Source organism: Pseudomonas sp. MEJ108 (genome assembly GCF_030208985.1).
GTDB classification, from domain to species: Bacteria; Pseudomonadota; Gammaproteobacteria; order Pseudomonadales; family Pseudomonadaceae; genus Aquipseudomonas; species Aquipseudomonas fragariae.
The window spans coordinates 1-19,981 of record NZ_JARVSW010000085.1 but is presented as its reverse complement, the minus strand read 5'-3'; the positions used below and the strand labels follow the sequence as shown (position 1 = coordinate 19,981).

The 19,981-nt window shown below is 61.0% G+C and carries 18 protein-coding genes; 10 read left to right on the top strand and 8 right to left on the bottom strand.

Annotation, left to right across the window (positions count from 1 at the left end; translation table 11 throughout):
* Positions 1–102 precede the first annotated feature (102 nt).
* Together katB and QRN50_RS25425 are read left to right on the top strand one after the other, a co-directional pair.
* Complete coding sequence (katB, locus tag QRN50_RS25430) at positions 103–1,608, top strand: catalase KatB (RefSeq protein WP_024638661.1); 1,506 nt, start codon at positions 103–105, stop codon at positions 1,606–1,608.
* A gap of 61 nt (positions 1,609–1,669) precedes the next feature.
* Complete coding sequence (locus QRN50_RS25425) at positions 1,670–2,239, top strand: ankyrin repeat domain-containing protein (RefSeq protein ID WP_011268381.1); 570 nt, start codon at positions 1,670–1,672, stop codon at positions 2,237–2,239.
* A gap of 12 nt (positions 2,240–2,251) precedes the next feature.
* Here QRN50_RS25425 and QRN50_RS25420 read toward each other — a convergent pair whose 3' ends face one another.
* From QRN50_RS25420 to QRN50_RS25410, 3 genes are all read right to left on the bottom strand, one after another.
* On the bottom strand, positions 2,252–4,345 hold the full coding sequence (locus tag QRN50_RS25420) for a hybrid sensor histidine kinase/response regulator (RefSeq protein ID WP_060400574.1): 2,094 nt from the start codon (positions 4,343–4,345) through the stop codon (positions 2,252–2,254).
* 216 nt (positions 4,346–4,561) lie between these two features.
* Entirely contained in the window at positions 4,562–4,786 is a 225-nt protein-coding gene (locus QRN50_RS25415) for a DUF6434 domain-containing protein (protein WP_011268383.1), read from the bottom strand.
* A 109-nt stretch (positions 4,787–4,895) separates the two neighbouring features.
* Positions 4,896–5,780 carry a LysR family transcriptional regulator gene (locus QRN50_RS25410; protein WP_003403808.1) on the bottom strand — a complete coding sequence of 295 codons (885 nt, stop codon included), beginning with the start codon at positions 5,778–5,780 and terminating at the stop codon, positions 4,896–4,898.
* 98 nt (positions 5,781–5,878) lie between these two features.
* On the opposite strand from QRN50_RS25410, the gene QRN50_RS25405 reads away from it, so the two are divergent.
* The gene (locus QRN50_RS25405; RefSeq protein WP_003403809.1) at positions 5,879–6,358 is read left to right on the top strand and encodes a multidrug/biocide efflux PACE transporter; all 480 of its coding nucleotides are present in this window, start codon (positions 5,879–5,881) and stop codon (positions 6,356–6,358) included.
* A 102-nt stretch (positions 6,359–6,460) separates the two neighbouring features.
* Positions 6,461–7,294: a PhzF family phenazine biosynthesis protein gene (locus tag QRN50_RS25400; RefSeq protein WP_096127315.1), complete on the top strand. Its 834-nt coding sequence runs from the start codon at positions 6,461–6,463 to the stop codon at positions 7,292–7,294.
* 6 nt (positions 7,295–7,300) lie between these two features.
* On the opposite strand, the gene QRN50_RS25395 is transcribed toward QRN50_RS25400, so the two are convergent.
* Positions 7,301–8,452 carry an MFS transporter gene (locus QRN50_RS25395; protein WP_003403811.1) on the bottom strand — a complete coding sequence of 384 codons (1,152 nt, stop codon included), beginning with the start codon at positions 8,450–8,452 and terminating at the stop codon, positions 7,301–7,303.
* Positions 8,453–8,676: 224 nt separating this feature from the next.
* Between QRN50_RS25395 and rarD the strand changes: the two genes are divergently transcribed.
* Positions 8,677–9,561: an EamA family transporter RarD gene (gene rarD, locus QRN50_RS25390; protein ID WP_096127316.1), complete on the top strand. Its 885-nt coding sequence runs from the start codon at positions 8,677–8,679 to the stop codon at positions 9,559–9,561.
* A gap of 3 nt (positions 9,562–9,564) precedes the next feature.
* On the opposite strand, the gene zapE is transcribed toward rarD, so the two are convergent.
* Together zapE and QRN50_RS25380 are read right to left on the bottom strand one after the other, a co-directional pair.
* Complete coding sequence (zapE, locus tag QRN50_RS25385) at positions 9,565–10,680, bottom strand: cell division protein ZapE (protein WP_004410979.1); 1,116 nt, start codon at positions 10,678–10,680, stop codon at positions 9,565–9,567.
* Between the two features lie 82 nt (positions 10,681–10,762).
* Positions 10,763–12,208: a SulP family inorganic anion transporter gene (locus QRN50_RS25380; protein ID WP_032654986.1), complete on the bottom strand. Its 1,446-nt coding sequence runs from the start codon at positions 12,206–12,208 to the stop codon at positions 10,763–10,765.
* Positions 12,209–12,352: 144 nt separating this feature from the next.
* Here QRN50_RS25380 and ampC point away from each other — a divergent pair, with 144 nt between their 5' ends.
* Entirely contained in the window at positions 12,353–13,510 is a 1,158-nt protein-coding gene (gene ampC, locus QRN50_RS25375) for a class C beta-lactamase (protein WP_032654989.1), read from the top strand.
* Here the strand turns inward: ampC and ada are convergent.
* Positions 13,499–14,605 (bottom strand): bifunctional DNA-binding transcriptional regulator/O6-methylguanine-DNA methyltransferase Ada, encoded by a 1,107-nt coding sequence (gene ada / locus QRN50_RS25370; protein WP_024642580.1) that lies wholly within the window; start codon positions 14,603–14,605, stop codon positions 13,499–13,501. The two genes, ampC and ada, sit on opposite strands and share 12 nt — an antisense overlap.
* A gap of 69 nt (positions 14,606–14,674) precedes the next feature.
* Positions 14,675–15,340 carry a DNA-3-methyladenine glycosylase family protein gene (locus tag QRN50_RS25365; RefSeq protein ID WP_024661105.1) on the bottom strand — a complete coding sequence of 222 codons (666 nt, stop codon included), beginning with the start codon at positions 15,338–15,340 and terminating at the stop codon, positions 14,675–14,677.
* Positions 15,341–15,592: 252 nt separating this feature from the next.
* Between QRN50_RS25365 and efeU the strand changes: the two genes are divergently transcribed.
* From efeU to efeO (QRN50_RS25345), 4 genes are read left to right on the top strand one after another with little or no spacing between them, the layout of a single operon-like run.
* Positions 15,593–16,447 (top strand): iron uptake transporter permease EfeU, encoded by an 855-nt coding sequence (efeU, locus tag QRN50_RS25360; RefSeq protein WP_011268390.1) that lies wholly within the window; start codon positions 15,593–15,595, stop codon positions 16,445–16,447.
* 8 nt (positions 16,448–16,455) lie between these two features.
* Positions 16,456–17,667 (top strand): iron uptake system protein EfeO, encoded by a 1,212-nt coding sequence (efeO, locus tag QRN50_RS25355; RefSeq protein WP_011268391.1) that lies wholly within the window; start codon positions 16,456–16,458, stop codon positions 17,665–17,667.
* A 19-nt stretch (positions 17,668–17,686) separates the two neighbouring features.
* Positions 17,687–19,009, top strand: coding sequence for an iron uptake transporter deferrochelatase/peroxidase subunit (efeB, locus tag QRN50_RS25350; protein WP_054092391.1), 1,323 nt, complete (start codon positions 17,687–17,689; stop codon positions 19,007–19,009).
* 29 nt (positions 19,010–19,038) lie between these two features.
* On the top strand, positions 19,039–19,863 hold the full coding sequence (gene efeO, locus QRN50_RS25345) for an iron uptake system protein EfeO (RefSeq protein WP_096127317.1): 825 nt from the start codon (positions 19,039–19,041) through the stop codon (positions 19,861–19,863).
* Positions 19,864–19,981 lie beyond the last annotated feature (118 nt).

The following is a 19,981-nucleotide window of genomic DNA, read 5'->3' as shown; positions in this document are numbered from 1 at the left end:
TACATTTTTATAATCACTGTGTTTCCCTCACGCGCCTAAGATAACCCGGCCTACTAAAAATATGAGGGATTCAAAATGCCGTTATTAAACTGGTCCAGACACATGGTGTGTTTAACTGCAGCCGGTCTGATTACTGTTCCGACCGTTTATGCCGCTGACACCCTGACCCGCGACAATGGCGCCGTCGTCGGCGACAATCAGAACTCTCAGACCGCAGGCGCCCAAGGGCCTGTCCTGCTGCAAGACGTGCAACTGCTGCAAAAGCTGCAGCGCTTTGATCGCGAACGCATTCCTGAACGCGTCGTGCATGCCCGTGGCACCGGCGTCAAAGGCGAGTTCACGGCCTCGGCCGACATCAGCGACCTGAGCAAGGCGACCGTGTTCAAATCCGGTGAGAAGACCCCGGTATTCGTACGCTTCTCCTCCGTGGTTCACGGCAATCACTCGCCGGAAACCCTGCGCGACCCGCATGGCTTCGCCACCAAGTTCTACACGGCTGACGGCAACTGGGACCTGGTGGGCAACAACTTCCCGACCTTCTTCATCCGTGACGCCATCAAGTTCCCGGACATGGTCCACGCGTTCAAACCTGACCCGCGTACCAACCTGGACAACGATTCGCGTCGCTTCGACTTCTTCTCCCACGTACCGGAAGCCACCCGTACGCTGACCCTGTTGTATTCGAACGAGGGCACCCCAGCGGGCTATCGCTTCATGGACGGCAACGGTGTACACGCCTACAAACTGGTCAACGCCAAGGGCGAAGTGCACTACGTGAAGTTCCACTGGAAATCCCTGCAGGGCCTCAAGAACCTTGATCCCAAGGAAGTCGCTCAGGTCCAGTCCAAGGATTACAGCCACCTGACCAACGATCTGGTCGGCGCGATCAAAAAGGGTGACTTCCCGAAATGGGATTTGTACGTTCAGGTCCTCAAACCTGAAGAGCTGGCGAAATTCGACTTCGATCCACTGGACGCCACCAAGATCTGGCCGGACGTTCCCGAGAAGAAGATCGGGCAGATGGTCTTGAACAAGAACGTCGATAACTTCTTCCAGGAAACCGAGCAGGTCGCCATGGCCCCGGCCAACCTGGTTCCAGGTATCGAACCTTCCGAGGACCGCCTGTTGCAGGGCCGTGTGTTCTCCTACGCTGACACCCAGATGTATCGCCTTGGCGCCAATGGCCTGAGCCTGCCCGTCAACCAGCCCAAGGTTGCGGTCAACAACGGCAATCAGGACGGTGCGCTGAATACCGGCCACACCACCAGCGGCGTCAACTATGAGCCGAGCCGTCTGGAACCGCGTCCAGCGGATGACAAGGCGCGTTACAGCCAGCTGCCGCTCAGCGGCACTACCCAGCAGGCGAAGATCACGCGTGAGCAGAACTTCAAGCAGGCGGGTGATCTGTATCGCTCCTACAGCGCGAAAGAGAAGACTGACCTGGTGCAGAGCTTTGGCGAGTCGCTGGCCGACACCGACACTGAAAGCAAGAACATCATGCTGTCGTACCTGTACAAGGCAGATCCGGACTACGGCACTCGGGTAGCCGAAGTCGCCAAAGGCGATCTGAGCAAGGTCAAGTCCCTGGCTGCAAGCCTCAAGGACTGATGATCTGATACCCCGTCCCGGTGCTCTGTCGCCGGGACGGTTCCCGTCAGGAGAACGCTCCATGAAGCATCTGATCTATGGCTTGCTGCTGTTTGCCGCAGCCGCAAACGCCACACCACCGACACCCACTCCCACTCCAGCGCCTTCAGAGCTGAGCGCCGAACAGACTGCCAGCCAGCTGCGCACGCTGTTTTTCGATGCCTCCCGTGAAGGCAACAACCCGATGCTGGACACCTTTATCGAAGCTCATTACGACCTCAATATCCGTGACGAACAAGGCTATACCGGTCTGATTCTGGCGGCCTATCACGGCCATGAAGACTCGGTGATACGCCTGATAGACGCCGGAGCAGACCCCTGCGCCAAGGACAATCGCGGCAATACGGCGCTGATGGGTGCGATTTTCAAGGGTGAACTGAGCATCGCCAAGCGTCTGGTGCAGGCAGATTGTGGTGCGAACCTCACCAACAATGCCGGACAGACCGCCGCCATGTACGCCGCCTTGTTCAAACGCACTGAAGTGCTCAAGGAACTGACCGACAAGGGCGCAGACCTGAGCATTCGTGACAGCATGGGCAATGACGTGGAAGGCTTGTCCAAAGGTGAATTCCAGGCGCCGCCCACCCGCTGACGGCTGCTGGAATCAGTCTTCGCGCTCGATCATTTCGTAGATGCGGCTGGCAAACGCTTCCATGGTGAAGGGTTTGGTGAGCACCCACATGCCCGGATCCAGATGGCCGTTGCCAATGATGGCGTTCTCTGCGTACCCGGTGATGAACAGCACTTTGAGGTCGGGTCGAATGATGCGCGCAGCATCGGCCAATTGCCGGCCATTCATGCCACCCGGCAACCCGACGTCAGTCACCAGCAGGTCGATACGCGCATCGGACTCCAGCACCTTGAGCGCGGATGCACCTTCGCCCGCCTCGATCGGAATGTAGCCCTGATCCTCCAGCACTTCAGCCACCAACATGCGGATGGTCGGCTCATCGTCAACAATCATTACCGTGCGCTCGGTCTGTGCAGGCGCCGATCCACAGGCATCTGCCGCCTCGATCTCTTCTGGCGCCCCGAGGTAATGACGCGGCAGGTACAGGCACATGTTCGTGCCCTGACCAGGCTCGGAATAGATGCGCACCTGCCCGCCGGACTGGCGCACGAAACCGTACACCATCGATAAGCCCAGCCCCGTACCCTGCCCCAGTGGCTTGGTGGTGAAGAAAGGGTCGAATACCCGATTGATGACCTCGGGCGACATGCCTGTACCGGTGTCGCTGACACACAGCGACAGGTACTGCCCGGGGATCAGGTCGCGGCCTTGCGAACCGCGCTCGTCAATCCATCGGTTGGCCGTCTCAATGGTGATCCGCCCGCCTCGCGGCATGGCGTCCCTGGCGTTGATGCACAGGTTCAACAAGGCATTTTCCAGTTGCGGCGCGTCGATGAAGGTTGACCACAACCCGACCGAGGTCACGACTTCCAGAGTGATGTGCGGCCCGACCGTGCGCCGAATCAGCTCTTCCATGCCGATCACCAGCCGGTTGATGTCGACCGGTTTGGGGTCCAGGGTTTGCCGGCGCGAAAACGCCAGCAATCGATGAGTCAGTGACGCCGCACGTTTGGAGGCATCCTGCGCAGCCCCTAGGTAGCGATCCAGTTCATTGAAACGGCCCTGGCTCACCCGTGTCTTGAGCAGTTCCAGCGAGCCCGTGATGCCGGTCAACAGGTTGTTGAAGTCGTGGGCGATACCGCCAGTCAACTGGCCTACGGCTTCCATTTTCTGGGACTGGCGCAAGGCTTCTTCAGCCTGGCTCAGGCGCTCCTGCTCGCGCAGCCGTTCGCTGACATCGTAGGCAAACAGGTAAGCGCCAATGGCCTGCCCCTGAGCATTGCGCAGCGTGCTGTAACGTATTTCAAAATGGCTGGCCGGATCGTTCGAGTCGCTGAAGCTGACGCTTTCGGCGAACTCTTCGCCCGCTAATGCGCGCGTCCAGCGCCTTTCAAGATCAGCCTTGCTCTGCGGACGGTCGTCGAGCAGGTCGAGCATACTGTCACCCACTTGCGGCCGGATGCCGAACAGGCGCTCGAACTCGCGCAGTGCCGCGCCATTGATGGCCATCCAGCGAAAATTGCAGTCGACGACATGAATGATCGCATTGGTGCCGTTGACGACATCGGCCAGCACATTGCGCTCGGCCACTGCTTCGACAATGCGCGCCTCCAGTGTCTCGTTCAGCTGCTTGAGCGCCAGTTCAGCGCGCTTGCGTTCAGTGATGTCTTGAAACAGTACAGCGACCTGCCGACGGCTGGCCGGCTCGATGCGAAACGCGGTCAAGGCCAGATAGCGCCCGGTGGCCACCAGTTCGCGTTCAAAACGGATCGGCTTGCCGGTCCGCAACACGTCGCCGTAAAACTCCACCCAGCCATCGGCCTCCTCGCGAACCATCTCACGCAGCTTCTTGCCCACCACGTTGGAAATGCCGGCGTGGTACTCATAGGCCGGGTTGGCTTCAACGTGAATGTAATCGCTCAGCGGACCGTGCGGCCCGTCAAGGAATTCAATGATGCAAAAGCCTTCATCCATGGCGTTGAACAGAAAACGATAACGCTCCCGGGATTGCGCCAGGGCGTATTCGGCCTCCCGCCCCGTGACGCTCAGGCTCTCTTTAAGCGAAGCGTTTTCCTGCTCCAGAGCCGCTAGCCGGCTCTGGAGATGCTGTAAATCTGTCGGGGTCAAAGCGGCGGCACCTGAGGCATTGGTTGCGCCGCTTTCCCGTCATGCGGGGCGGCACGAGCACGCTACGAGAAAAACCACTCGCATGCAAAAAATAATGGCGTTTTGAGCTCGTAATTTGTTGGTTCTCGCCAGACCAGAGCGAGAGACGATTTGGTGAGCAGCCTTCACCAGCACAGAAACTTACCCTGCAGGACCGCTCCCATCGCCGCAGCGATGTCAGTTCGATGCTGAGGCTGCGGCATGCAGGCGCAGCCATTGGTCTGCGACTTGCCCCATGTTCTTGGGCTCGCCATTGTTGATCCACGCCATGAATGGCCGATCGAACCTGAACGACGCCCCGCACTGCAAGGTCATGAAGCGCCTGACGTTCTGCGTATTCCGATAGGTGTCATCCACCGGCGTGTCACGCGTGATGAGGTCGGAGTGCCAATCGAAAGCCATGCCTTATTCCTTCTGCTGTCGGGCTGCAGGCACTCTTTATAGCGGGATTCTGGTGCAGTCGCGAGGTTTGGAAGGGCTTGTGGCGTAGAGGAAATTGCGCAAACCCGCCTCACTCTCCCGCAAACGGTACCAGCGACTCCAGCAGCCACGCCCCCGCAGGCCCCAGACTGCGCTGGAACGACCAGATGACGTCCACCGCCGAGCGCCGTGGCCAGCCTGAGACTTGCAGTTCTTTCAGCAGTCCGCCCGAGTAGCGCGACACCAGCCAGCGCGGCAATGCCGACCAGCCAAACCCGAACGCAGCCATGTCCATCAACAGCAGGTAATTGGGTGCCGACCAATGCCGATGGCCGCTGGTGGGCAGGTCGTCAGTGGGGATGCTGTGCTCGATCAGCGTATTGAGGCGCAAGGCGCGATAGCGGGCCAGCTGTTGGTAATCGACCCGTTCCAGCGCGGCAAGCGGATGTTTGTGCGACACGAACAGCCCGAAATCGGCACTTTCATCGATGGTCGCGTGACCGATTTCCGGTGGATAGCTGGCTTGTGCCGACAGCAGCCCCAGTGACGCCCTCCCCGACTGCACCAGGCTGATGGCGTCGCCATGCTCGGCGAACACGCATTCCATCTCCAGCTCTGGAAAGCGTTGATCGAGCTCGGTCATCAGCCGTTCGAAATCGGCAAACTGGTTGGCATCCGACAGCACCAGCGTCAGCCGTGGCTCGACGCCTGCCGCAAGCCGCGCAGCCGCGCGACGCAGCCGGTCCGAGGCGCACAGCAGATCATCGACACGACCCAGCATGACCCTCCCCGCTTCGGTCAGGACCGGTTGCCTGGAAGAACGATCGAACAGCTCCAGGCCCAGATCGATTTCCAGGCGGGCGATTGCTTCACTGATGGTCGATTGACTCTTGCCCAGCCGGCGTGCGGCGGCGCTGAACGAACCCAGCGCAGCAATCTGGGCGAAGGCTTCCAGGGCTTCGGGTGAATAACTCATGGCACTCTCAAATCGGTTTAACCGATGGTATTGATTTTCAGATTAACGCAAACACCGATGATAATGCTGCCATCAACCAGCACCAAGGGCAGCGTAGTATGAGTAACAGCCAACCGCACATTGACCAGCACCCCGGCGTCGCCAGCAAAACCCTGCGTGAGCGGGCACTGCATGCCGCGCTGTTCGAGGTCGGCGGCGTGATTCTGGTCGCACCACTGCTGGCCTGGCTGATGAACCAGTCACTGGCGATGATGGGCGCCATGACGGTGATGATCTCGACCATCGCCATGCTGTGGAACATGACCTACAACACGCTGTTCGACCGCCTGCGCAAGCGCTACGGATTTTCCATGAGCCTGACGGTCCGCGTCCTGCACGCAACGGGTTTCGAAGCCGGACTGATTCTGGCCGTGGTGCCGCTGGCCGCATGGTGGCTGACGATCAGCCTGATGGAGGCGTTCTGGCTGGACATCGGCCTGCTGCTGATGTTTCTGCCCTACACCCTGCTGTTCAACTGGGCCTACGACACACTGCGTGAACGCCTGGTGCAGCGACGTCTGGCAAGGTGCGAGGTGTAATGCATCAGGCAAACGCATACCGTGCATCAAATGTTCTCACTGGCTAATCAAATCCTCGCCATTGCACACTGTCCCCTACTGACCCAGGCAAGGACACCTACGATGACAACTGAAGTACTCAAACTGGCGGCGTTCAGCGATGGCGATCGCGGTGGCAACCCGGCAGGTGTGTGGATTGGCGATGCGTTACCCGATGATGCCGTCATGCAGCAGATTGCCGCCGACATCGGCTTTTCCGAAACGGCGTTCGCTGCGCCTGTCGAAGGCGGCTGGCGGGTGCGGTATTTCTCGCCGCTGGCAGAAGTACCTTTTTGCGGGCACGCGACCATCGCCCTGGGCGCAGCGCTGGCGGCACAGCAAGGCGATGGCGTGTTTCAGCTGACACTCAATCAGGCGCAGATTACCGTCGAGGGCCACGCGCAGGGCTTGCTGACGTCGGCGGCGCTGCAATCGCCGCCTACCTTCAGTAAGCCGATCAGTACGCCGGTGCTGGAAGAAGCCCTGGCGCTGTTCGGCTATAGCCATGCCGATCTGGATGAGCGCATTACCCCCGCGCATATCAATGGCGGTGCCGGGCATCTGCTGCTGGCGCTGAACAGCCGGGCCAGGCTCAAGGCCATGCGCTACGACCAGCAGGCGGGTCACGACCTGATGGTTCGTGAAGGCTGGGCAACGATTCTGCTGGCGTGGGCCGAGACCGATCAGTTGTTCCACACCCGCAACCCGTTTGCGTTCGGCGGCGTCTACGAGGACCCGGCCACCGGTGCGGCCACAGCAGCACTGGGCGGCTATCTGCGCGATATCGGCTGGCCGCATGGCGGTTTGATAGACATTATTCAGGGCGAGGACATGGGCAGCCCATCGCGCCTGCGCGCCGAAATCCCGCAGCAACCGGGAAGCTCGATCCGGGTGTCGGGGATGGCGCGCAGGTTGTAATACCGATCAGGTCCTGAGCTTGCTGCCGCCGATCGCCACGCCTACCAGCATCACGGCGACGATCATGAACGCCAGTTCAAGGCTGCTGACATGGGCGATGAAACCGATTGCCGCAGGACCGATCAGAATCCCGGCGTAGCCGACTGTGGTAATGGCCGGGATGGCCACGCTTTCAGGCATGGTCTTCTGCCGACCGGCTGCGCTGTAGCAGACCGGCACGATGTTCGAGCAACCCGCCCCCACCAGTGCATACCCCAGCAGCGCAGCCTGCCAGAACGGGATCAATGTCGCGACGGCCAGGCCCGCCGCGGCACACAGTCCGCCGAGAATGATCACTCGAGTGGAGCCGACCCGTTTTACCACTGCATCGCCAAACAGCCGTCCCAGGGTCATGGTCGCGGCGAATACCGCATAACCCAGCCCGGCATAGGAAGGCTCGACCCCCCGCAACGAGGTCAGGAATACCGCGCTCCAGTCGAGCATCGCGCCTTCGGCCAGGAATACGGTGAAGCACAGCAGGCCGATAAACAGCACCACGCCACGCGGAATCGCAAAGGCCGGTCCATCGGACGGACTGCCATAGGGCAATAGATTTGGCGCCGCTTTCGCCAGCGCGGCCAGGGTCAGCACCACCACAATCAGCATCGCAGCAAAAGGCGAGATACCCAGGCTGAGCAGGCCGGCGACACCCGCCGCACCGACAATCCCGCCGAGGCTGAACAGGCCGTGAAAACCCGACATCATCGTCTTGCCGCTGGCGCGCTCGACAATCACCGCCTGCACGTTGGCCGTGCAATCCACTCCGCCCATGCTCGCACCAAACAGAAACAGCGTGGCTATCAATAACGGCAGACTGGAAATCGTCGCCAGCAGCGGCAGGCACAGGCAGATCAACAGCGTCGAACACACCAGCAGGCGCCGACAGCCAAACCGCGCCGCCAGTGCGCCCGCCAGCGGCATCGAAATGATCGAGCCCACCCCCAGGCACAACAACAAGAGCCCGAGTGTGCCCTCATCAAGGCCCATCCGCTGTTTGACGTAAGGCACCAGCGGCGCCCACGAGGCCACGCTGAAACCGGCAATGAAAAACGCGATACGCGTCGAAGACTGTTCCGCCCGAGCCTTGGCATCCTGGGCTGCGGTGCTGAAAGAGGTCATGCATGCTCCTTGTAATTTGCCGAGTACGGTCACACCGACCAGCGCGACAGCCTAACAAAGCTGATCGATTAGCCAAAACCTCTGATGCACTTAAAGGAGGCTCGTTCCATCGCCGTGCGGGGGACGTCTGATTTGCAGCTTTTTGCACCTCAGGCCAGTAGACTGGCGAGCACGCGCACCAGACAGGTGCGTAATCTGTCGAATCAGCTGTTGCGGAGGCCGTTGTGTACAAAGGTGTGGTGCTGTCGGTCCTGGCGTCTACGCTGTTCGGGGTCATGTATTTCTATACGTCACTGATGACCCCGCTCGACGGTGAAGAAATCTTTGGCTGGCGCATGCTGCTCACCGTGCCATGCGCGACGCTGTTCATGCTGGTCAGCGGTGACTGGCGGCGAGTCCGCGAAGTGGCTGTCCGGCTCAGGCAGCAACCGCTGCTGATCTTCGCCCTGCTGCTGTCTTCGGTGCTGCTCGGTGCGCAGCTGCTGATCTTCATGTGGGCACCGCTGCACGGGCGCAGTCTGGAGGTATCGCTGGGCTATTTCCTGCTGCCGCTGAGCATGATTCTCACCGGCCGCGTGGTGTATGGCGAGCACCTCTCCTACCTGCAGAAAGTCGCTGCGGTGTTTGCCATGATCGGCGTGGGGCATGAGCTGTGGCGGCTGGGCAGTTTCTCCTGGGAGACCCTGCTGGTCGCGGGCGGCTATCCGCTGTACTTCGTGCTGCGTCGCAAGCTCAAGACCGATCACCTCGGCGGGCTCTGGTTCGACATGCTGCTGATGCTGCCCATCGGCCTGTGGTTCATCGCCCACGGCCATCCGCAGGCCATTCAGCAGGCACCGCTGTTGTACCTGCTGATTCCGCGGCTCGGGGTGATCAGTGCCTCGGCGCTGGTCAGTTACATTCTTGCCAGCCGCCTGCTGCCGTTCAGCCTGTTCGGGCTGCTCAGTTATGTCGAGCCGATCCTGCTGGTCGGCGTCGCCCTGCTGCTGGGCGAAAGCATCAGTCGCGATGAATGGCTGACGTACCTGCCGATCTGGCTGGCCGTGGTGGTCCTGATGATCGAAGGCGCCAAGCATATGCTGGCCCAGCGCCGCCGGGACGCGAGCTGAGCGTCAGGACTCGGTGAAACGCTCCAGCTGCATTTCCTGAAGTCGACTGAGGGTGCGCCGGAAGGCAAACGACAGGTAGCCCTCGGTGTACAGCTCGTCCATCGGCACCGGCGCTTCGACATACAGCGGAATGCGCCGGTCATAGCACTCGTCGACCAGCGCGATGAAACGGCGCACGCCATCATCGTTGGGCGACAACTGCGGCAGCTCGCGATCGCCTGCGGTCACCTGCTCGACGCCATCCTCGGTGCCGCGGGCAATTTTCGCTTCGCGCTGTGCGGCCCCCAGCAGCGGCACCTCGCTGAGCAGAATCACCGAAAAGCGATCGCACAAGGCGATGAAATCCATGGCCGCCAGCGGCTGTTCGCAAAGGTCGCGATAGCGGCACCACACGGCCGTGTCGGAATGCTGAACCACGTTGATGCTGCGATAACCGAGCATGACCTGCGAATCGTGAACCGGCTGATCCGCGCTCAACGCGTCGAAGATGCCCTGCAAGGCGCTGGGTCGACCGGCTTCGGCAATCCAGTAACGCTGATGCAGTTGCCCGGGGTGCAGCCGGTGATCCTCGCCGCCGTCGACCGCCACGACATCCATGTACTTGAGAATGGCCGCAACCGCTGGCAGGAAGCGCTCGCGATTATGGCCGTGGCTGTATAACTGCTCCGGTGGCTGGTTGGACGTGCAGACCAGCACCACACCCTCTTCGAACATCACCTGCAGCAGCCCGCCGAGGATCACTGCGTCGCCGATATCGGTGACGAACAGCTCGTCGAAACACATCACCCGCACGTCACGCGCCAGCTCCCTGGCGACCACAGTCAGGGGTTGGGAAGTGCCCATCAACTCGAACATGCGTTTGTGCACCCAACGCATGAAGTGATGAAAATGCTGACGCCGGGCCGGTACGCTCAGGCTCTCGAAAAAGCGGTCCATCAGCCAGGTCTTGCCACGCCCGACCGGTCCCCACAGATAAACGCCGCGTGCCCGACCGCGAGCGTCGGCAAGCCCCTCGTAACACGCCTGCAACTGCCGGGCGGCCTGCAATTGCGCCTGGTCGGGTTGAAAACCACGCTGGACGGCACGTTCGTAGGCTTGCAGAGGAGAGACGGCATCCATCAGGCACACACCCTTCGCTATCGGAGAAAAGACATCCAGCCTATACGAGGCTGCGTCGCGCAACGCAACTCATCAACTCAACTCAGGCATGCTGCACGCCGGCACGCTTGAGCAGTCGCTTGCAGCGCTCGGACAGGTGGACCACACGCAGATGCTTGCCCGCTTTGGCGTAACGCTCGCGCAGGGTCTTGAGCGCAGCGATGGCCGAGTAGTCGACAAAGCTCAGGTGGCGGCAATCCAGAGTCACCTGAGTCGGGTCTTCGGCCGGGTTGAACTGGTCGAGAAACGGTGTGGTCGAGGCGAAGAACAGCGTGCCATGCAGGTGGTAGACCTTGCTGCCATCCGCTTCGACATGGCTGTCGGCGTACAGCTCGCGAGCCTGCTGCCAGGCGAAATTGATCGCCGCGATAATAATCCCGAACAGCACTGCGGTGGCCAGATCGGTCAGCACCGTGACCACGGTCACGGCAATGATCGCCAGTACATCGTTGACCGGCACCTTGCGCAACACACGCAACGAGGCCCAGGCGAAGGTCTGCTGGGCGACCACGAACATCACTCCGACCAGTGCCGCCAGTGGAATGCGCTCGATCAGCGGCGAGAGAAACAGCACGAACATCAGGATCATCAAGCCGGCGACCACGCCCGACAGCCGACCGCGGCCGCCAGAACTGAGGTTGATCACGGTCTGGCCGATCATCGCGCAGCCGCCCATGCCGCCGAAGGCACCGGACACCACGTTGGCAGCGCCCAGTGCTACACATTCGCGATCCGGATAACCACGGGTTTCGGTGATTTCGTCGGTCAGGTTCAGGGTCAGCAGGGTTTCCAGCAGACCGACCAGCGCCATCAGAATGGCGTACGGGGCAATGATGCGCAGGGTCTCAAGATTCCACGGAATATCCGGCATGGCGATTACCGGCAAGCCACCGGCAATGTGCGCCATGTCGCCCAGGGTGCGAGTCGGCAGGCCGAGCAGGTACACCGCCAGCCCGACGCTGAGGATGGCCACCAGCGCTGGCGGCGCAATGCGGGTCAGGCGTGGCAACAGGTAGACAATCGCCATGGTCAGCGCCACCAGCCCGAGCATGACGTACAGCGGCGTACCGCTGAGCCACGAATCACCGACCTTGAAGTGCTCAAGTTGCGCCATCGCAATGACGATCGCCAGGCCGTTGACGAAGCCCAGCATCACCGGATACGGCACCAGCCGCACCAGTTTGCCGAGCCGCAGCAAGCCGAACAGGATCATGATCAGACCGCCCAGCAATACGGTCGCCAGCAAATACTGCACGCCCTGCTGAACCACCAGCGCGACGATCACCACCGCCATGGAACCGGCCGCACCGGACACCATGCCCGGGCGCCCGCCGAACAGCGCGGTCAGCGTACAGATGATGAACGCACCGTAGAGCCCCATCAGCGGATTGAGATGGGCGACCAGCGCAAAGGCGATGCACTCGGGCACCAATGCAAAAGATGTGGTGAGGCCTGCCAGGACTTCGGCACGTATACGGATCGTTTTCATGGGTTACCTGAGCGGCGCTCCATGGAGGAAGCGCAAAAAAGGGGGCATATTACGCAAACCTTTGACGACCGACCACCACGGTGGGGCTTCCAGGAAAGCTCTCTGATGATCGGCCCATGCCCCAAAACAACAAGGAGTAAACCGATGCAATGGAATGAAGCGCTGCTCTGCACAGGACTTCTGCTGGTCAGTGCGCTGGCTGTTGCCGGCGACGACACAGCGTCTGTCGACGCATTCGTGCAGGCAGAAGCCAGTAAAGTGATGCAGGAAAATCAGATCGCGGGCCTGTCGATCGCCGTCACTCGCCAGGGCAAACAGCAGTTCTACACCTATGGCGTCGCGTCAAAAGCCACCGGCCAGCCAGTGAGCCGCGATACGCTGTTTGAACTTGGCTCGATCAGCAAGACCTTCACCGCCACCCTCGCTACCTGGGCGCAGGCCAATGGGCAGCTGTCGCTGACGCAAAGCATCGACAGCTATATTCCGCAGTTGCAGACCACGCGGCTGGGCAAGGTGCCGGTTTTCCATCTGGGCACCCACACGGCTGGCGGCTTCCCGCTTCAGGTGCCGGACAAAGTGCAGAACACCCTTCAGTTGATGGAATATTTCAAGGCCTGGCAGCCCGAATATCTATCCGGCACCCATCGCACCTACGCCAACCCCAGTGTGGGCCTGCTCGGCATGGTTGCAGCGCGCAGCATGCAACTGCCGTATGAACAGGCCCTGCAGCAGCGGCTGTTTCCGGCCCTGGGTCTGAGTAATACCTATATCGACGTGCCCGATGAAAAACAGGCGCTGTATGCACAGGGCTACAACAAACTCGACGAGCCGGTCAGGGTCAATCCAGGTCCGCTGGCGGCTGAGGCCTACGGGGTGAAATCGAGCAGCGGCGACTTGCTACGCTTCGTCGAAGCGAACATCGGCCTCGGTCAAAACGACGCCGCGCTGCAAAAAGCCCTGCGCGATACCCGGACCGGCTATTTCAAGGTCGGCGGCATGACTCAGGACCTGATCTGGGAGCAGTATCCGCTGCCGGTTCGTCTGGAGACGCTGCTTGAAGGCAATGCCAGCGCCATGCTGAACACGGTCAAAGCCGAAATGATCGAACCGCCGCAGGCAGCGCAATCTTCGGTCTGGGTCAACAAAACCGGATCAACCAACGGTTTCGGCGGCTATGTGGCGTTCATTCCGGAGCAGCAGTTGGGGATTGCCATCCTCGCCAACAAAAACTACCCAAACGAGGAGCGGGTGAAACTGGCCTATCGGATTCTGCAGAAAATGGGCTGCTGCTCAACGCCCTGAAAACAGCCCTGCCCCTTCGGCCGCTTCGATTTCAAGCAGCTTGCGCTTGCGCTCGACGCCCCAGCGGTAGCCCGACAACGATCCATCGCTGCGCACCACGCGGTGGCAGGGAATCGCCACCGCGAGCTTGTTCGCACCGCAGGCGTTGGCCACCGCACGGACTGCACTGGGCAGCCCTATCTGCGTCGCGATCTGTGTATAGGTGGCCGTCGATCCGGCAGGAATGTCCCTGAGCGCCTGCCAGACCCGCTCCTGAAACACCGTGCCGCGGATATCCAGTGGCAGCGCCAGGCCGGTCGCAGGTGATTCGACAAAACCCACGACCTCGGCAACCAGTTGTTCGAACGCGGCGTCTGCACCGATCAGGTTGGCGTTGGGAAACTGGTCCTGGAAAGCTTCGATCAGCGCATGCGGGTCATCACCGAGCGAAATCGCACAGATGCCCTTGCTGCTGGTGGCCACCAGAATCGAACCCAGCGAACTTTCCCCCAGAGCGAACCTGATATCGACATTGGCGCCGCCCGCGCGGTATTCGGAAGGTTTCATGCCGAGCATGTTCTGCGAAGCCTCATAGAAACGACTGTTGGCGTTGTAGCCCGCCTCGTACAACGCACGGGTAATGCTTAGGTCCTGTGAGAGCTGGACTTTCACCCGCGAACGTAACGAGGCGACACTGTAGGCCCTGGGCGTCAGCCCGGTCAGTCTTTTGAAAATGCGGTGGAAATGAAAACCGCTGATCCCGACCTGCTCCGCAAGCGCGGTCAGATTGAGCATCGAATCGGCGGCATCGATCAGTCTGCAGGCCTGGGCAACGACTTCTGCGTGCTTGCGTTGCAGCGCGTTTGAGTCGCCGGCATTGCGCAGGGATGGACGAAACCCGGCGGCCTCGGCGGCGTGCGCATTATCAAAAAACACCACGTTTTCCGGACGCGGCAGCCGGGTCGGGCTGCATGGCTTGCAATAGATGCCGGTGGTCAGCACGCCATAAACGAAGTCGGCGCCGGCGTGTGAACGCCGATTGACCAGGATGTCCCAGCGCGGGTCGTCTTCAGTGCGCAGGGCGCGTGCCGTTTGAGTGCCTTCTGTGCTGTCCATGGTCGAGCCTGCCTTGAGTTTCGATAAGCCTGCGCCTGTCGGAGCCACTGGGCACTCCGAGTCTTGCTTTCAAATTCGAGATGAGCCGAGCTCGCTGAAATCGACCGGTACTCGCCACAGATACCAGGCAGCAATGGTTCGGTAAGGCGCGAAGCGTTCGGCAAGCCGGGCCATTTGCCGGTGCGACGGTTTGAGTTGCAGAGCATACAGTCGCCGGTATCCTTCGCACACGCCGAAGTCGCTGGCTGGCATCACATCCAGCTGACCGAGCCCATAGATGAGCATCATCTCCACGGTCCAGCGCCCCACGCCCGGCAACTGGATCAGGCGTTCGACCAGCGCCTCGTTGCCCATCGCCAGCGCAGCACTGACCTCAGGCACCAGACCGTCCAACCGCGCAGCGGCAATCGCCTTGATCGCCCGGCATTTGGACGCCGAGAAGCCACAGGAACGCAGTGCCTGATCATCCAGCTCGACCAGTGCCGGGGCGCTCGGAAAGCTGACCTCTGGAAAGAGGGAGCGCAATCTCAGGACCATCGCATCGCCCGCCCTGGCATGCAATTGCTGATAGGCAACGGCCTTGACCAGCGCCTGAAACGGGTCCTGCGCTGCGCTGACCGGATGCAGACAAGGGCCGACCTGGTCGATCAGCGACTGCCATTGCGGGTCTAAAGACCTAAGCGCCGCGACCGCCTCGGCATGCTCGCGGTCGGTGCTGTCTGATTCTGATGACATGATGATTTCCAGATTAGAGCGGCAACCAGGGTTTACAGGAGGGTTGAAAATGATCGCTGATTGTCGAAGGCCGCGGAACGTTCAAAACACCGCGAGCGATTAGCTGAACCTGAGCTGAACGACCTGCCAAAAACGCAATCCCGATAAAAAACAACTACACGCATTCAAGAATGAGTATCATTATGTTACGCAGTGTTTCCGGCCGATGGCTCGTCGAGACACATTCACCCTACAGCTTTGACCCGGTGAGATATGCTCGTTCCCTTTTTGATCATGCTGCGCGAAGGCATCGAAGCCGCACTTATCGTTGGCATTATCGCCAGTTACCTGAAGCAGACCGGCCGCGGCGAGTGGATGCCTGCGGTGTGGATCGGCGTATTTCTGGCTGTCGCGCTGTCGCTGTTCGTCGGTGGCGGGCTTGAGTTGATGAGCGCCGAGTTTCCGCAGAAGCAGCAGGAACTGTTCGAAGGCATCGTCGGCCTGATCGCCGTTGGCATTCTCAGTTCCATGGTGTTCTGGATGCGCAAGGTGGCACGATCGATCAAACACGCGCTGCATGAGTCACTCGACGCGGCCCTCACCGGCTCGAAAAACCAGACCTACGCGCTGATCGCCATGGTGTTTTTCGCCGTGGCCCGCGAAGGGCTGGAAACCGTATTCTTTCTGCTCGCTGTGTTCCAGCAGAGCGAAGGCTCCGGCGCGCCGTTGGGCGCCCTGCTCGGTCTGTTGCTGGCGGTCGGTTTCGGCGTGGCCATCTACAGCGGCAGCATGCGTCTCAACCTGAGCCTGTTTTTCCGCTGGACCGGGCTGTTCATTCTGGTAGTGGCGGCGGGCATTCTCGCCAACTCCGTTCAGGCACTGCATGAAGCCGGGGTCTGGAATCACCTGCAGGAAGTGGTCTTCGACATCAGTGCACGGTTGCCGATGGACGGCCCTGCCGGTTCGGTGCTGGCAGGCATGTTCGGTTACCAGGACGCGCCGACGGTCAGCACTCTGAGTGCCTACCTGATTTACCTGATCGGGGCGCTGCTGCTGTTCTTCAAGCCGCACACCCCGACCGCTGGCAAGGTCATGCAGCCAAACACCTCTTCTGTTACGAACGAATAAGGGCCTCCATGTCTAACCGTCCCTCAGGGCCTTCCGGGAAAGCCCGGCCGCCCCGTGTCCTGCGATTGGCAGTCGCCGGCTCAGTGATCCTGATGATCGCCGCAGGCGGGCTGTTCTACTACGCCTCGCAGGTCGCCGCGAAAAAGCGCGCAGCCAATGCCGGAACTGAAACCGTGGTCAATATCCACGCGCACAACTGCGAACCGAACGCCTTGACGGTCGCGGCGGGCAACAACGCCTTCCGCATCGTCAACCGCTCCGAGCGCGCCGTCGAATGGGAAATTCTCGATGGCGTGCTGGTGATCGAAGAGCGGGAAAACATCGCGCCGGGCCTGAGCCAGGTGATCAATGCCAACCTGGCACCCGGCGATTACACGATTACCTGCGGTCTGCTGAGCAATCCGCGCGGCACCTTGCACGTCACGCCGACGGCAGAGTCCGACGCCAAGGCCAAGGCGCGTCCGTCCATGACCGCCTTCATCGGGCCGCTCTCCGAGTACCGCGTGTACTTGAGCCTGCAGAGTTCGGCGCTGATCAAGGCAGTCACCGCCCTGCAACAGGCCATTGATGCCGGCGACCTGAGCGCCGCCCAGGCGGCCTACCTGCCCGCCCGCGCCGCCTACCAGCGCATTGCACCGGCTGCACAACGTCTCGCCGAACTGGACAATGCAATCAACGCCCGCGCCGACTACTACGAGAAACGTGAACAGGACCCCGGCTTCAGCGGTTTCCATCGCATTGAATACGGCCTGTTCGAGCAACACAGCGTCGAGGGCCTGACGCCGGTCGCGCAGCGTCTGCAAACCGATGTCACCCAGCTCAAGCAACAGTTGCTGGCGCAATCGCTGGCGCCCGAGCAATTGGCGGCCATCGCCACCCGCACACTGCGCAGCCTGGCTGAGGTACGCAGCAACGGCGAAGAGGAACGCTACAGCCACAGCGACCTCAACGGCTTTGCTGCCAACCTGGACGGCACCCGCAAGATCGTCGACCTGCTGCGTCCGTTGCTGGCCCGCAGTGCGGGCGATCTGTTGCAGAAGATCGACGCGGCCATGGCCGATCTGGACACCACGCTCGATGCGTTGAGCAGCGCCGATGGTGGCGTGCGCCCCTACGATCAGGTGGATGAGGCGCAGCGTCAGCAGATCGCCGCCAAGGCTGGCGCTCTGGCTGACGCGCTCAATGGCATCGACCCGGCACTCGGCCTCTCCGGCCTCTGATTTACTGGAGCACAGCACGATGAAAAATCCGGACAGCAATCCAGACACAAGCAACGCTCCGGCCTCCCTGCAACGCCGCCGCGTGCTGATGGGGCTTGGCGCTGCAGGGGCCGCGCTGGCTGGCAGCAGCCTGAGCGGCAACGTACTTGCCGCAGCACCTGCACAAGTCGCCGAAGCGCCAAACAGCGAGAAAACGCAGGACCACAACGCGTTTCACGGCGTGCATCAGAGCGGCATCGTCAACCCGCGCCCGGCCGCGGGCATGCTGGTGGCGTTCGATGTTCTGGCCGCCGACCGTGAGGACCTGGAACGCCTGTTTCGCACGCTGAACGAGCGCATCGCGTTCCTGATGACCGGTGGCCCGGTGCCGGAGATCGATCCGAAACTGCCACCGCCGGACTCGGGCATTCTCGGCCCGGTGGTGACCCCGGACAACCTGACCATCACCGTGTCGGTGGGCGAGTCGCTGTTCGATGAGCGTTTCGGCCTGGCCCCGATCAAGCCGAAACGCCTGAGCCGGATGACCGGTTTCCCCAACGATGCGCTGGATCCGGCCAGTTGCCACGGCGACCTGAGCATCCAGTTCTGCGCCAACACCGCCGACAGCAACATCCATGCGCTGCGCGACATCGTCAAGAACCTGCCCGACCTGCTGCTGGTGCGCTGGAAACAGGAAGGCACCGTGCCGCCCCAGGCACCGAAGAAACCCGGTCAGCCACCAGAAAGCGCGCGCAACTTCCTGGGTTTCCGGGATGGTTCGGCGAACCCGGATTCCAACAACCAGAAGACCATGAACGAGCTGGTCTGGGTGCAACCGGGCAGCGACGAACCGGCCTGGGCCGCCAATGGCAGCTATCAGGCGGTGCGCATAATCCGCAACTTCGTCGAGCGTTGGGACCGCACGCCGTTGCAGGAGCAGGAATCAATTTTCGGTCGCAGCAAAAGCACCGGCGCGCCCATGGATGGCAAGGTCGAGAGCGATGTGCCCAACTACGCGGCAGACCCGGAAGGCAAGAAAACCCGGCTGGATTCGCACATCCGCCTGGCCAACCCGCGTACCGCCGAAAGCCAGCGCAACCTGATCCTGCGTCGTCCGTTCAATTACTCCAACGGGGTGAACAAGAACGGGCAACTGGACATGGGCCTGCTGTTCATCTGCTATCAGGCCGATCTGGAAAAAGGCTTCATTACGGTACAGAGCCGGCTTAACGGCGAGCCGCTGGAGGAATACCTCAAACCGGTCGGTGGCGGCTATTTCTTCACCCTGCCGGGGGTAACCGGCGACCAGGATTTCATCGGTCGCTCGCTGCTGGCGGCCGTAGCGCCCACTAAAAACGCATGACCTATCCACTCCTGACCCGGAAGACACTCATGAAAAAGACGCCCCTGGCTTTGCTCCTGACCCTTGGCCTGCTCCAGACCCCACTGGCGGCCTTTGCCGCCACCGCGCCGCTGGATCTGGTAGGCCCGGTGTCGGACTACAAGATCTACGTGACCGAGAAAATTGAAGAGCTGGTCAGCCACACCCAGAAATTCACCGATGCTGTGAAGAAAGGCGACATCGCGACAGCCAAAAAGCTCTACGCCCCTACCCGCGTGTACTACGAGTCGGTAGAACCGATTGCCGAACTGTTCAGTGACCTGGACGCCTCCATCGACTCACGCGTCGACGACCATGAACAAGGCGTGGCGGCGGAAGACTTCACCGGCTTCCATCGTCTGGAATATGCGCTGTTCTCGCAGAACACCACGAAGGATCAGGGCCCTATCGCCGACAAGCTGTTGAGCGACGTCAAGGACCTGGAAAAGCGCGTGGCCGACCTGACCTTCCCGCCTGAAAAAGTCGTCGGCGGCGCAGCAGCCCTGCTCGAAGAAGTGGCAGCGACCAAGATCTCCGGCGAAGAAGACCGTTACAGCCACACCGACCTGTATGACTTCCAGGGCAACATCGACGGCGCGAAAAAAATCGTCGACCTGTTCCGCCCGCAGATCGAACAGCAGGACAAGGCCTTCTCCAGTAAAGTCGACAAGAACTTCGCCACCGTGGACAAGATCCTCGCCAAGTACAAGACCAAGGACGGTGGCTTTGAAACCTACGACAAAGTCAAAGAAAACGATCGCAAAGCCCTGGTCGGCCCGGTCAACACCCTGGCAGAAGACCTCTCGACCCTGCGCGGCAAACTGGGCCTGAACTGACCTGAAACGCCGCGCCTGCCCAAGGTGCGGCTCTTTGCCCTGCCCGGTGGTTACTGCACCTGAGTGTGACGCAGAGCGTCACGAACTGCATTCCCACGCGGAGCGTGAGGAACGATAG